15 protein-coding genes are annotated in these 13,074 nt (G+C 28.0%); 12 read left to right on the top strand and 3 right to left on the bottom strand.

Annotated features, from left to right (window positions below):
- Positions 1-12 precede the first annotated feature (12 nt).
- Positions 13-1,119 (top strand): RNA-splicing ligase RtcB, encoded by a 1,107-nt coding sequence (locus CLPU_RS01140; protein WP_050353798.1) that lies wholly within the window; start codon positions 13-15, stop codon positions 1,117-1,119.
- 62 nt (positions 1,120-1,181) lie between these two features.
- Here the strand turns inward: CLPU_RS01140 and CLPU_RS01135 are convergent, their stop codons facing one another.
- The 3 genes from CLPU_RS01135 to CLPU_RS01125 all read right to left on the bottom strand — a co-directional run bounded on the left by CLPU_RS01135 (position 1,182) and on the right by CLPU_RS01125 (position 4,979).
- The gene (locus tag CLPU_RS01135) at positions 1,182-3,827 is read right to left on the bottom strand and encodes a cation-translocating P-type ATPase (RefSeq protein WP_050353797.1); all 2,646 of its coding nucleotides are present in this window, start codon (positions 3,825-3,827) and stop codon (positions 1,182-1,184) included.
- Between the two features lie 323 nt (positions 3,828-4,150).
- On the bottom strand, positions 4,151-4,585 hold the full coding sequence (locus CLPU_RS01130; RefSeq protein ID WP_050353796.1) for an ImmA/IrrE family metallo-endopeptidase: 435 nt from the start codon (positions 4,583-4,585) through the stop codon (positions 4,151-4,153).
- 16 nt (positions 4,586-4,601) lie between these two features.
- A complete protein-coding gene (locus tag CLPU_RS01125) occupies positions 4,602-4,979 on the bottom strand; it encodes a helix-turn-helix domain-containing protein (RefSeq protein ID WP_050353795.1) in 378 nt (125 codons plus the stop codon).
- Between the two features lie 236 nt (positions 4,980-5,215).
- On the opposite strand from CLPU_RS01125, the gene CLPU_RS01120 reads away from it, so the two are divergent.
- The 11 genes from CLPU_RS01120 to CLPU_RS01075 all read left to right on the top strand — a co-directional run bounded on the left by CLPU_RS01120 (position 5,216) and on the right by CLPU_RS01075 (position 13,068).
- The gene (locus CLPU_RS01120) at positions 5,216-5,464 is read left to right on the top strand and encodes a helix-turn-helix domain-containing protein (protein ID WP_050353794.1); all 249 of its coding nucleotides are present in this window, start codon (positions 5,216-5,218) and stop codon (positions 5,462-5,464) included.
- Positions 5,465-5,486: 22 nt separating this feature from the next.
- On the top strand, positions 5,487-5,873 hold the full coding sequence (locus tag CLPU_RS01115; protein ID WP_050353793.1) for a hypothetical protein: 387 nt from the start codon (positions 5,487-5,489) through the stop codon (positions 5,871-5,873).
- Positions 5,874-6,660: 787 nt separating this feature from the next.
- Positions 6,661-7,128, top strand: coding sequence for a phage scaffolding protein (locus CLPU_RS01110; RefSeq protein WP_082154013.1), 468 nt, complete (start codon positions 6,661-6,663; stop codon positions 7,126-7,128).
- A 20-nt stretch (positions 7,129-7,148) separates the two neighbouring features.
- Positions 7,149-7,502, top strand: a complete 354-nt coding sequence (locus CLPU_RS01105) for a hypothetical protein (protein WP_050353791.1) — start codon at positions 7,149-7,151, stop codon at positions 7,500-7,502.
- Positions 7,503-7,931, top strand: coding sequence for an HK97 gp10 family phage protein (locus CLPU_RS01100; protein ID WP_050353790.1), 429 nt, complete (start codon positions 7,503-7,505; stop codon positions 7,929-7,931).
- Between the two features lies 1 nt (position 7,932).
- Positions 7,933-8,373: a phage tail terminator family protein gene (locus CLPU_RS01095; RefSeq protein WP_050353789.1), complete on the top strand. Its 441-nt coding sequence runs from the start codon at positions 7,933-7,935 to the stop codon at positions 8,371-8,373.
- Between the two features lie 15 nt (positions 8,374-8,388).
- Positions 8,389-9,468: a phage tail sheath subtilisin-like domain-containing protein gene (locus CLPU_RS01090; protein WP_050353788.1), complete on the top strand. Its 1,080-nt coding sequence runs from the start codon at positions 8,389-8,391 to the stop codon at positions 9,466-9,468.
- A 14-nt stretch (positions 9,469-9,482) separates the two neighbouring features.
- Positions 9,483-9,917, top strand: a complete 435-nt coding sequence (locus CLPU_RS01085) for a phage tail tube protein (protein WP_050353787.1) — start codon at positions 9,483-9,485, stop codon at positions 9,915-9,917.
- A 60-nt stretch (positions 9,918-9,977) separates the two neighbouring features.
- Positions 9,978-10,388 carry a phage tail assembly chaperone gene (locus CLPU_RS01080; protein ID WP_050353786.1) on the top strand — a complete coding sequence of 137 codons (411 nt, stop codon included), beginning with the start codon at positions 9,978-9,980 and terminating at the stop codon, positions 10,386-10,388.
- 23 nt (positions 10,389-10,411) lie between these two features.
- Positions 10,412-10,588 (top strand): hypothetical protein, encoded by a 177-nt coding sequence (locus CLPU_RS17115; protein ID WP_157857690.1) that lies wholly within the window; start codon positions 10,412-10,414, stop codon positions 10,586-10,588.
- Positions 10,589-10,632: 44 nt separating this feature from the next.
- A complete protein-coding gene (locus CLPU_RS01075) occupies positions 10,633-13,068 on the top strand; it encodes a hypothetical protein (RefSeq protein WP_050353785.1) in 2,436 nt (811 codons plus the stop codon).
- The last annotated feature ends 6 nt before the right edge of the window (positions 13,069-13,074 follow it).

The raw sequence follows: 13,074 nt of genomic DNA, 5'->3' as shown, positions 1-13,074 counted from the left end.
GGAGACAATATAATGTTAGAAATAAAAGGGAAATATAATACAGCTAAAGTATTTACAGATAATATAGAGGAAGAAGCTATTAATCAAATACTTCAAATTTGTAATCAAGAAGATTTTAAAGATTGTAAGATTAGAATAATGCCAGATGTTCATATTGGTAAAGGCTGTGCTATAGGTACCTCAATGACAATAACAGATAAGGTAGTACCTAATTTAGTTGGTGTAGATATAGGTTGTGGTATGATCACAGTACAAATAAAAGAGAAAGAAATAGATTTTGAAAAACTAGATAAAATAATAAGAGAAAACATACCTCATGGATTTAATACACGTAAGAAAGAACACCTATACATAGATTTGATAAACTTTGAAAATCTTGTTTGTAGAAAATACATAAATATAAAAAGAGTAAAACTAAGTTTAGGAACACTTGGTGGTGGAAATCATTTTATAGAACTTGATAAGGATATAGAAGGAAATATTTACTTAGTTGTTCATAGTGGAAGTAGATATCTAGGTAAACAAATAGCAGAGCTTTATCAAAAACTAGCTATAAAGAAACATACTGAACTAAAAAATACTGAGATTCCTAAAGGTCTCATGTATCTAAAAGATAAAGATATGGAAGATTATTTAAATGATATGATGATAGCTCAAGCATATGCTACTTTAAATAGAAAAGCTATTGCTGATATCATAATGAAAGAGATGAATTGGACATATGTAGATAGCTTTACTACAATACATAACTATATTGATATGGATAATAAAATACTTCGTAAGGGAGCAGTTTCTGCACAAAAAAATGAAAAGCTGTTAATACCTATAAATATGAAAGAGGGATCTTTGATTTGCATAGGGAAAGGAAACAAAGAATGGAATTTCACAGCTCCACATGGTGCAGGAAGAATATTCAGTAGAAATAAAGCAAAAGAAATTATAAGTATAGATGCCTATAAAGAAAGTATGAAAGAAGTTTGGTCGACATGTGTAAATGAAAAAACTATAGATGAATCACCAATGGCCTATAAATCTATTAATGAAATCAAAGAAAATATTCTAGATACTGCTGAAATTATAAAACACATAAAGTCAATATATAACTTTAAATCTAATTAATAAAAGTCCGTATTGCAAGTAACTTTTAACTACTTACATATACGGACTTTTTTATATATTTACTAAGCGTTTTCACCTACTGATATTTCTTTACTATCAGAAGCTGAATCTTGTTTAAATATAATTTTGTATACTTGAATTATAATTGTAGGTAACACAGCTAGAAGATAAATATATCCAAATTGAGTAGAATTAAGACTGCTAATTTCAAATAGATTTTTTAACGGTTCAAGTATAAGAACTAAGTTAAGTAGAACTAATCCTATACCAAATGCAATCCAGCTATATATATTTGAAAATACTCCAATTTTGAATATAGATTTATCACCTCTACAGTTAAACCCATGAAATAATCTACCAAGACATAATGTAGAAAAAGCCATTGTACTTGCAACACCTGCACTACCACTTTTTAATCCAATATGGAAAGCTAACATTGTAAATATTGCAATTAATATACCTTCACTAAGTATCTTTTTCAAGAAGTTTTTTGAAAGTATAGGAGCATTAATATTTCTTGGTTTTTCTTTCAATAAATCATTTTTAGGCTTTTCAAGTCCAATTGCAATAGCAGGTAAACTGTCAGTTAATAAGTTTATGAACAGTAAGTGTACAGGTGCAAAAGGTATTGGTAAAGATGCTAAAGAAGTATATATTACTGCTAAAATTGCAGCTGTATTTCCAGAAAGTAAAAATTTAATGGAATTTTTTATGTTTGTATATACATTTCTTCCGTTAGCTACAGACTTAACTATTGTAGCAAAATTGTCATCAGCTAATATCATTGATGATGCATCTTTTGATACTTCAGTTCCTGTTATACCCATTGCAATACCTATATCTGCTTGTTTTAGCGCAGGAGCATCATTAACACCATCACCTGTCATTGCAACGACTTTACCTTTTTCTTGCCAAGCTCTTACTATTCTTATTTTATGTTCAGGTGAAACTCTGGCATAAACAGATACATTTTCAACTTTATTTTTAAGCTCTTCATCACTTAGCTTGTCTAATTCTGTTCCTTCTAAAGCTTCGTCACCAGATTTTAAAATACCTATTTGCTTTGCAATTGCAGAAGCAGTTATTTTATGGTCACCAGTTATCATTATAGGTTTAATACCAGCATTTATACAATCCTCAACAGCTTTTGTTGACTCTTCTCTTGGAGGATCAATCATTGATATTAGTCCTAAGAATGTATATTCATTTTCATCATCTAATGAAAGTATATGGTCTTTTTTTATTTCTTTATAGGCAAAAGCTAAAACTCTTAAGCCATTTTCAGAAAAACCTCTGTTTACATTTTCAATTAATATTTTATCTTTAGAAGTAAATTCACTTATTCCTTCTGATGTTGCTATATATTTTATTCTAGGTAAAAGTACGTCTAATGCTCCTTTTGTAAGCATAATATACTTTCCATCTACTTCATGAGAAGTACTCATTAGTTTTCTATCTGAATCAAATGGTATTTCAGAAATTCTTGGATAACTTTTTCTAATATCCAATTCATCTAATGAATAATTTTTACCTAGATTAACTAGTGCTACTTCTGTTGGATCACCTATTTCAGTACCATTTTCAACTGAAGAGTCATTACATAATATAGAACTATTCATTAAAAAGTTTTGGATTTTATTATTTAAATCAAATTCATCAAAGTTAAATATTTTATCGTCTGTATATATTTTTCTAACTTTCATTTTGTTTTGTGTAAGAGTACCTGTTTTGTCAGAGCATATTATAGAAACACATCCTAAACTTTCAACTGCTTTAAGTTGTTTCACAATTGCATTTTCATGAGCCATTTTTTGAGTTCCAATAGCAAGAACTATAGTTACTATTGAGCTTAAAGCTTCAGGAATAGCTGCAACAGCTAATGCAACTGCAAACATTAACGAATCAAGTATATTTACTCCTCTATACATATTCAATAAAAAGATTATAACTGATATTATTAAAATAATAGTAGCTAACTTTTTACCAAAGTTATCTAAACTTACTTGAAGAGGAGTTTTCTTTTCTTTAGTAGTTTCAATAAGTGATGCTATTTTACCTATCTCAGTATTCATACCAGTATTAGTTACGATTACAAGAGCCCTACCGTATGTTACAAGACTACCTGAAAATACCATGTTTTTTTGATCACCGAGAGCTACTTCATCTTTAAGTATAGTTTCTGAGGTTTTTATTACACTCTCAGATTCACCAGTTAATGAGCTTTCATTAACTTGAAGTGAATAATTTTCTATTATTCTTCCATCAGCAGGAACATAATCTCCTGCTTCTAAGACTAAAATATCTCCAGGAACAACATCTTTAGAAAGTATTTCATGTTTTTGATTATCCCTTATTACTTTCGCAATAGGAGAGGATAAAGCTTTTAAACTATTTAAAGACTGTTCAGCTTTTACATGTTGGACTGTACCTAATATAGCATTAAGAACAATAACTGCAAAAATAACGATTGTACTTTCAGTACTGCCTGTAGTCATAGATACTATAGCAGCTATTAATAATATAATTACTAATAAGTCCTTAAACTGATCAAGGAAAACTCTAAAAACACTTTTTTTCTTTACTTCTGCTAATTCATTATAGCCATATTTTTCTCTATGACTTTTAACTTGAGATTCGCTGATTCCTCCTTTACTTACATTGAATTCTTTCATGACTTCTTCAATAGTTTTTGAAAAGTATGCTTTCACAAGATATCCCCTTTCATAATAAAAATAAAAAAGACTTTTGATATAACTCTCAGTATTTTGAGAATTATATCAAAAGTCTTGTAACCAAATTTAAGTGGTATATAACACCAGATTAGATAACTAATCGAACTGTTGACGTTATATTTTATACTACTCCCTTTCAATATAAAAAAGAAAATATTAACTTATGAAAGAATGATACAACATATATAATTAATTGTCAATAATATAATTAAAAATTTTTTTAAGATTTTTTATAATCATATCAAAATAATCAAATATAACTTGATATATAAATAAAGATTAATAGTTATAACAAATATTTAAAAAATATCCAATACACGTGTAGGTAATCCGATAGCATGAGATATCTGGTCAAGTGTAAAACCTTCTAATTCTACACTGTCAAATTTAATGTTTAATAACTTAAATGCAAAGTAATTTGCTTGTTTTTCTATTTTTCCTTTATTCACTAGACTTTTATTAAAAGCGGCATTATAAATATCAGTATGTATTATAGCATGACCTAATTCATGTGCTAGTATAAACTTTTCATATTCGATACTCAAATCATTTCTTATAAAAACTATTTCTTTATCCAGAAAATCTCTATGATATAGACCATCATTACCAAGTAATAGAATATTGTCTTTATCTAATTTATTTATTTGTATTCCTAAATAATCATAGAGATCATATATATTATCTGTTTTAAAAAATTCAATTAAACCATAAACGTAATCGTCAATCCAATTCATTCATATACCTCCAATGTCATTTCTTATATTTATAACTTATAAGTTTTAGTTGTCTTAATAATTCATTAGCAAAATCTAATATTTGGTCATCATCCATTGTGTTTATGTCGAAACCACCAAAACCCATAATTGCAGGTTGTTTAAGTATGAATTCCATAGCCTCTTCAGGGGTTTCAAATTGTGGACTTTCTTTAGAGTCTACTCCATCTAATAATTGACTAGTATTTATATTAAGTGATTCAGCTATAGCATTTAGAACTATTAAACTAGGATTGTATCTTTCATTTTCAACATCAGCCAAGTAAGAGCGGGATATATTAGCCATTTTAGATAAATCTTTTTGAGTTAACTTTCTTTCTTTCCTATACTTTTTTATATTTCTACCTATAGACATTTTTATCCTCCAAGCTTTTAATTTTATATGTCGTTATTTCCGACATTATTTATTATATAAAACCATATAACAAAATACAAACAACAAATAACGACGTAAATACAAGTCAAAATGAATAAATTGACGGAATTACAATAAAAAACTTAATAATTTAATATAATCGTTGAAAAAGAATATATTTAAATTTTTACTAAATGACGTAAATACAATACAATTATATGAAGAGGAGGGTAAACATGGGAAAAAAAGATAATAAAAGAATTTTAGGAGAAGTCATAAAAAAGAGAAGAATTGAAAAGAAGTTAACACAGTTAAAAGTATCAGAAAGTACAGGCATATCACGAAACTATATATCTGAAATAGAGAATGGAATATATATGCCTAGTGTAAATACTTTATTCAAATTAGCTTCTTTTTTAGAAATAAATCTAGATTGCTTATTAAATGACGTAAATACAAATCAAACAAAACAGATATATAGATAAAAGTATAATAAGGGGGATAAAAATGCATCTAATATCAACATATAGAGATTTATTAGGAGAAATAGAAATTTATCAAATGAGATTGAATGATTTAGAGAGAGAACATTATGCATTAGAGAGAATAAAGCATACACATAAGATAGATTTAGAAAGATATATAGAACGGAATTATAGAATATTAAATGAGATGGCAGTAGTAAAGGCAGTTGTAGAAGATAAAATGCAGACCAAGGAAGAAATACTAGATAAACTTAATCAGTTAGAAGGCTTAGAATATAAGATAGCATATAAAAAATTCATAGAAGGTAAAAACTTAAATCAAATAAGCCTTGAATTACATATAAGTGATAGTTGGGCTATGAAGAAATCCGCAGAAATTAATAAGAAAATGAAAAAAGTGAAGAAATAATGAAGATTTTTTCAAAAATATGAGTTTATAATAGTATCATGGAAATATATTTAAAAAATATAAAAATCTTTAACAACTAGAATAAATATAAAGATTAGACTTAATGAAAAATAAAATAACACTTTATATTATTTCTAATCTTATTATAGAAAGATAGTAGAAAATAAAAGAATGAAGAAATGATGAAGATTTTTTCAAGAATATAAGTTTATAATGGTATCATGAAAATATATAAAAAAATATAAGATTCTTTAATAACTGAAATTAATAGCAAAGCTAAGTTCACAAATTAATATTATTAGAAACTATATATAAAAATTAAATGTAGACTAATGATGAATTAAAACTGTGAAGAAAGAATGAAGATTTTTTTAGAAATATGAGATTATAATGATATCATGGAAATGTAATAAAAATTTATAAGACTTCATTGATAACTTAAAGATATAAAAAATAAAACTTAATGAAGAATGGAATAATAAAATAATTTTCTACTAATCATGCTTTCTAATTTAAGAATAGTACAAATTAAAAGAGAATGAAAAAATGAAGAAAGAGTGAAGATTTTTATAAAAATATAAAGTTATAATAGTATCATAGAAATATATTATTAAAAATCTGGACTCCCCTTAACAAATTAATATTTACTAATTTTTCAAAAGCGTCACGCAATGTGGCGCTTATTTATTTGAACTTGCTCTTTTTTAGTATTGTTAGAGCATAAAGAAACAAGATTGTAGCTGGAGCCAACCAGTAAAAAAAGGTAAGTAAGACTTAGGAGGAAGTTATGATGCATTTGAAAGAATTACTTGGTAAAGAACTTTATAGCCACGTGGTACAAAAACTAGGTAATAAACAAAAAATAGTATTGATATCCAATGGAGATTGGATACCAAAAGACAAATTTAATTCAATTAATGAAGAAAGAAAACTACTGAAAAGTGAGTTAAAAGAAAAAGATAACGAACTGATACATTTATCTAAGGAAGTACAAAGAAATGAAGATCTATTAAGGGAAATTAAAATACTAAAGAGGTTAAATAAGAAACTTAAGGAAAAACATAAAAATAAGATAAGAGAAATAAAGTTTGATAATAGCTTAAATGAATATATAGCTAAATCAAAGGCTAAAAATCCTGAACTAGTTAAGAAACTAATAAAGCTACAATATGTCAAACTTTATAATCAGGATCCATTATGGATAGAACAACAAGTAAAGCAACTAAAAGAAACAGATGGTTATTTATTTGATTAAAATTAAAAGGTGGATTTTTAATGAGTGAAGATGCAAATTTATTAGAAGAAACTTATCTTGATAGAGCTACAATAATTCGTAAAGTCAAATATAGAAAAGCAAATGGTTCAATAGGATTCAAAGATGAAATAAAATCACAAGATGTAAAATGTAAAATATCTAAAAGAGAAGTTATTGCTACTACTCAAACAGATACAACTAATATAGCTAAATATTTAGTGGATATGGTTTGTGATAGTAATGTAGATATTCAAGGTGGAGATAAAGTAGAAATAACATTCTTTAATGATATAAAAAGAAGCTATTTCGCAGGAGAACCATTTTTCTATACTACTCATTTAGAAGTTCCTTTAGAAAGAAAGGAAAGATTATAGATGAGTTTTGAAATTAATAACTTAGATAAATGGACGGAAAAACTAGACAACCTTCAAGCTAGATTTCCAATAGAAATAGAAAATTTCATGATAGATGTGGCTAAGAAGCTATATAAGGAACTTAAAGAAAGAACTCCAGTAGATAATAATGCTAAAGAAAAGTCAAATGACTTAAAAGAAAGCTGGAAAGTTGGAAACTTAGTAAGAAATGGTGACAAATACTATATAGAGATATTCACAAAAGTTAAAGATGCAACTAATGTTGAGTATGGATATAGAAAGCCTCAAGAAAAGGGAAAAAGTCCAGATGATAAAAGTATAGTCTATATTCCAGGTTATCATATGGTGAAAATTTCAGTAGAAGAGCTGAATAAACAACTACCTTCATATTTTCAAAAATGGATAAAAAATAATGGAGGAATAATGTAAGATGTTAAGTTTTAATGATATAAGGGATTCTTTCATTTTAAAGCTAAGTGAAAGATACCCAAATACAAATATATATGACGAAAGTATACAGCAGGGATTTGAAGAGCCTGCTTTTTTTGTACAATTTATTCCTATTTCAACTACAAGAGAAAGTAAGACTACAAAATCAAGATTGATTACTGTAGATATTCAGTATTTCCCGAAAAATGTTAATGATAGTGAGGAAATTTTTAAGATAGCTGATGAATTGGAGAATGCTTTTCAAGGCTATATTGAGGTGAAAGACAGAAAGTTAAAATTAGAAAATATTAAATACAAGATTGTACATGATGGAATAGGAAATGTACTACATTTTGAAATAACAATAAACTATTTAGAAACAATTCCTTTTGAAGAAAAAGGAGAAACAGCGAAAGAAGTAATTTTAAAACAGACAAAATAGAAAGGAGTGTAATAAATGGGCTTACCTTCAATTAATATAATTTTTAAAACTAAAGCTCAAAATGTAATCAAAAGAGGAGAAAGAGGTATAGTAGCTTTAATACTAAAAGATACATTATCTTCTGAGAATCCTTTAAGCATTACATCAGTATCAGAAATTCCTAGTTCATTAACTTTGGAAAATAGAAATCAAATAGAATTAGCATTAAGAGGTGGAGTTAAATCACCTAGAAAGGTTATAGCTTATGTAGTACCAAATGATGCTACTAGCTATGATAGTGCTTTAAATTATCTAGAAACTACTAAATTTGATTATTTAGTTATACCAGAAATAGCAGAAGCAGAAGTAACTACTATATCAAGTTGGATAAAAGATTGTAGAGATAAAAAAGATATAAAAGTAAAAGCAGTATTACCTCATGCAGATAATGCAGATAGTGAAGGTGTAATTAACTTTGCTACTGATGATATAAAAGTTAAGGACAAGGTTTATACAGCAGCTCAATACTGTTCGAGAATTGCAGGAATATTAGCAGGAACACCTTTAAATATGAGTGCTACTTATCAAGTTCTTCCAGAAGTAGAAGATGTATCTCATTTAACTAAAGCTGAATTTGACAAAGCAATAGATAGTGGAAAGCTTGTTCTTATGAATGATGGAGAAAAAGTTAAGATAGCAAGAGCGGTAAACTCACTTGTAACAACTACTCAAGAAAAAGGAGAAGACTTTAAGAAAACACTTATAGTAGACAAATGTGATATGTGGCATGATGATGTAAAAAGAACAGTTGCTGATTATTATTTAGGAAAGTATGTTAACAACTATGATAGTAAAATAATTTTAATCACTGCTATACAAGCATATAACGATCAGCTTGTATTAGAAGGATTATTAGATGGTTCTTCTATAGACTACAATAGAGTGTTTATAGACTTAGATGTTCAAAAGCAATACCTAAAAGAAATTGGTGAAGATGTTGATAGTATGAATGAACAACAATTAAAAGAAGCAAATACAAAAGACAAAGTTTTCCTAGGAAGTAATTTAAAATGGAATGACGCTATGGAAGACTTTAGTATTAACGTATCTATATAGGAGGTGCCTAGAATATGGCTTATGATTCACAAAAAACTATTTCAGGAACTTGGGGAGAAGTTTGGTTAGATGGTGACTATATTTCAGAAATTACAGGACTTGAAGCTAAAGTAAATTTAACTAAAGAAGAAGTAAAAATGTGTGGAGTTATGGGAAAAAAATTCAAAGTTACAGGTTTTGAAGGAAAAGGAACTTTAAAAATGAACAAAGTAAGTTCTAGAATGATTATGAAACTAGGTAATGCAATAAAAGAAGGACGTTCAGTATCTTGTACTATAATCTCTAAGCTTAAAGACCCAGATGCAAATGGAGCAGAAAGAATAGCTATAAAGGATGCTACATTTGATGAAGTAACTTTATCTAACTGGGAAGCAAAGAAAATATTAGAAGAAACTATACCATTTACTTTTTCTGATTATGAAATTTATGATGTTGTAGAGCCAGAGTAAAATCTGGCTTTACCCTTTAATAATGAATTTTAAAATCTGATATAAAAGGAGAGATATATTATGAGTAATGTTATGGATTTATTACTAAAATCAGATGTAGATAAAATAAAAATACCAACTAAAAAAGTAAAAATACAAAGTCTTTCAGATTCATTTGAAAATGATGTAATATTTACTATTCAAGCTATACCTGTTGAAGTATATAACTCTATACAGGAAAGTGGATTAGAGATGGAAGATGGAGAAGTAAATAATGTTGATATAAATAAAATCCAGATTCTTACAGTATTAGAGGGAGTTAAAGAACCTAACTTAAAATCTAAAGAACTAATGAGTCATTTCAAAGCTCATACACCTACTGAACTACTTCAAAAAATGTGTAGACCAGGAGAAATAACTAGTTTATACAATATAATAAATGATTTATGTGGATTTGGAAAGGATGCAGTAAGTGAAATAAAAAACTCATAAAATCTGACAGTGAAGTTAATATAATGTACTATTTGTTTAAAACAAAAAGAATTAACAAGCCGTCAGAATATTGGAACATGAATCTAGGAGATAGAATTGTACTAAAAGCCTTTATAGAAGAAGAGCTAAAAGAAAAATATATGAAACAAGAAGATATGGAAAGAAAAGAAATCCCTGTATTTATTGTAGATGTAATATGATTTATCTATATGAAAATACATGCCATAAAGTGAGGTGAGAAGTATTGGCAGAAGAAAATCTTAAAGCCAAGATATCTCTTGATATTAGTAGCTATATATCATCTATGAAAATGGCAATTAATAATACTAAAGATTTTCAAGATAATGTTATAAAAACTAAAGAGATGATTAAAAGAACATCTAGTGAAAAATGGGAAGCTAAAATTAAGATTGATAATAAAGAAGCTGTTATCCAAATTAATGCTATTAAAAAGAGTATGGAAAGCTTTAAGCAACATAAAGTTATAAACATAGCAGCTAATGACACAGCAAAGGAAAAAGTAAAATCTGTAGAACAAAGCTTATCTAATGTTACAAAGAAGCCACATAATATTGTATTAAATGCAGTTGATAAAACTAAGACAATGTTAGAAAGTGTTAGAGATAAGATTACTAACTTTAAAAAATCAGCTCATGATATTATCTTTGGCGAAAAAACTAAGAAAGTATTTGATTTTACAGTTGGTTCAGCTATGAAAGGTGAACAACAGTTGCTTAAATTACAAGGGTCACGTGGAGAAGAGCAAGGTAAGAAGGATTTTGCATGGGCCTCTGAGACGGCTAAGCAAACACCATTTAATAAAGAAGAAATGATTGAAAGTATCAGTCAATTTTCTAAATATGGGTTGAACTATCAACAATACTTTAAAGTAGCAGGAGATGCTGCCACATCAGCAGATAAATCACTTTCCCAAACTATTGATATGTTAGGAACATTCAAAAAAGGTAATATTGCTGAAGGGGTTAAGAAAGCTAAAGAATTTAATATTACCAGTAAAGATTGGAAAAATATAGCTGGATTAAAGACGAAGAAAGATGGTTCACTAGATGCTAGTCCAAAACAAGTCATGGCTGGAATTGAGAAAATAATAAAAGCAAAATATAGTGGATCAATGGATAAAAAGGCTAACTCTGCTGAAGGACTAATTGGAAATATAAAAGAGACAATAAGTGGAATGGGACTTGAAATAGGCGGTATAGATAAAAGTGGAGAGATAGTAAAAGGTGGAATGCTCGACCATCTTAAGAAACAACTAAAATCTGTAAAAGAAATATTAGATAAATTTCAAAACTCTCAAGCATTTGAAGTAATAAAAAATCAAATAAACCAGCTAGTCTCTGAAACTGGAGGTAGTTTTACTAATTGGTTACAAAGTCTAATAGACGATCCTGGAAAAATAGAAAAAGCTTTCAATACAGCTAAAGATGCAGTAGTAGAATTTGCTAAAAGTGCTAAGTTAGTTATTGATGCAGCTAAAGAAATATTTAATGCACTAAAACCAGTATTAGAACTTATGGCTGAAAATCCTAAAACATCACTTGGTATCTTTGCAGGGCTAAAGTTTGGTCCTGGAATATTAGACGGTGTATTAAATGTAACTGATAAGGTGAAAGGTGCCAAAGATACTTTTTCGAAAGTAAAAGACTTTTTAGGTTTTTCAAGTAAAGATAAGACTAGCGGAGGTAAGATAGCAGATAAGGCCATTAAAGGGAATAAAAATAAAAAAAGCTTGAAAGACATTTGTAAACCTAAGGGTCTTAAAGGAAACAAATGCAAAAAAAGTTTAAAAGATATTTGTAACCCTAAAAAATCAAGAGGTAAATCTAAGGGAATTTTATGTAGAGAAAGTAGTAAAGGTATAGGTAAAAAAGGAGTTAAAACTGGTTCTCAGAAGGGAATGAAAGGCTCTAAAAATCCAGCTTCAGCATTAGCAAAAGGTGTGAATAAAGCCTTTTCATCTATTAAAAAAGCTGTTTCTTCACTTAATAAAGTTGTAGGAAAAGCATTAAGAGGATTATTAAAGACCTTTAAAACTGTAGGAAAAGGAATAATTACAGTTATGAAAAGTGTATTTAGAGTTATAGTAGCAAATCCTATTATAGCAGTTATTTTAGCAATTATTGCAGTTGCTATTTTATTACACACAGCTTGGAAAAATAACTGGGGTGGAATTAGAGATAAAACTAAGGTAGTAGTAGATTTTATAAAGAAAAGAATAGATGGAATAAAAGAAACTTTCGAAAATGTTAAAATTAAGTGTAGTGAATTTGTAGAGTCTATTAAGGAAAAATGGCAAGCACTAAAGGACTTTTTCAAAAATCCAATCAAAGGAACTGTAAACCTTGTTAAAAATGCAATTGATAATATAACAGGTGGAAATGATGGAAAAAATGAAGATAATAAAAAGGGTAAAAAGAATGGAAAACATGCAGGAGGATTAAGTTATGTACCTTTTGATGGATATACAGCAGAATTACACAAAGGGGAAAGAGTTTTAACTGCTAGAGAAAATCGAGCATTTAATAGCGGATTTAAACCTATGCAGATAAGTATAAACATGAATGGAGTAACAGTTAGAGAAAATGCTGATATAGATAGAATAGCTGCAGCATTAGTAAATAAATTGAAAGAAGCTAGTTTTAATGCAGCTACAATATAAAGGGGG

This window comes from Gottschalkia purinilytica, assembly GCF_001190785.1.
Taxonomy (GTDB): Bacteria; Bacillota; Clostridia; order Tissierellales; family Gottschalkiaceae; genus Gottschalkia_A; species Gottschalkia_A purinilytica.
The sequence above is the reverse complement of the archived record's forward strand: the minus strand, read 5'-3'. Positions and strand labels throughout refer to the sequence as shown.

Bases quoted from the DNA above. Each gene is read 5' to 3' on its own strand.
- CLPU_RS01140 (WP_050353798.1), top strand. From the start codon at position 13: ATGTTAGAAATAAAAGGGAAATATAATACAGCTAAAGTATTTACAGAT.
- CLPU_RS01130 (WP_050353796.1), bottom strand. From the start codon at position 4,585: ATGAATTGGATTGACGATTACGTTTATGGTTTAATTGAATTTTTTAAA.
- CLPU_RS01125 (WP_050353795.1), bottom strand. From the start codon at position 4,979: ATGTCTATAGGTAGAAATATAAAAAAGTATAGGAAAGAAAGAAAGTTA.
- CLPU_RS01120 (WP_050353794.1), top strand. From the start codon at position 5,216: ATGGGAAAAAAAGATAATAAAAGAATTTTAGGAGAAGTCATAAAAAAG.
- CLPU_RS01115 (WP_050353793.1), top strand. From the start codon at position 5,487: ATGCATCTAATATCAACATATAGAGATTTATTAGGAGAAATAGAAATT.
- CLPU_RS01110 (WP_082154013.1), top strand. From the start codon at position 6,661: ATGATGCATTTGAAAGAATTACTTGGTAAAGAACTTTATAGCCACGTG.
- CLPU_RS01105 (WP_050353791.1), top strand. From the start codon at position 7,149: ATGAGTGAAGATGCAAATTTATTAGAAGAAACTTATCTTGATAGAGCT.
- CLPU_RS01100 (WP_050353790.1), top strand. From the start codon at position 7,503: ATGAGTTTTGAAATTAATAACTTAGATAAATGGACGGAAAAACTAGAC.
- CLPU_RS01095 (WP_050353789.1), top strand. From the start codon at position 7,933: ATGTTAAGTTTTAATGATATAAGGGATTCTTTCATTTTAAAGCTAAGT.
- CLPU_RS01090 (WP_050353788.1), top strand. From the start codon at position 8,389: ATGGGCTTACCTTCAATTAATATAATTTTTAAAACTAAAGCTCAAAAT.
- CLPU_RS01085 (WP_050353787.1), top strand. From the start codon at position 9,483: ATGGCTTATGATTCACAAAAAACTATTTCAGGAACTTGGGGAGAAGTT.
- CLPU_RS01080 (WP_050353786.1), top strand. From the start codon at position 9,978: ATGAGTAATGTTATGGATTTATTACTAAAATCAGATGTAGATAAAATA.
- CLPU_RS17115 (WP_157857690.1), top strand. From the start codon at position 10,412: ATGTACTATTTGTTTAAAACAAAAAGAATTAACAAGCCGTCAGAATAT.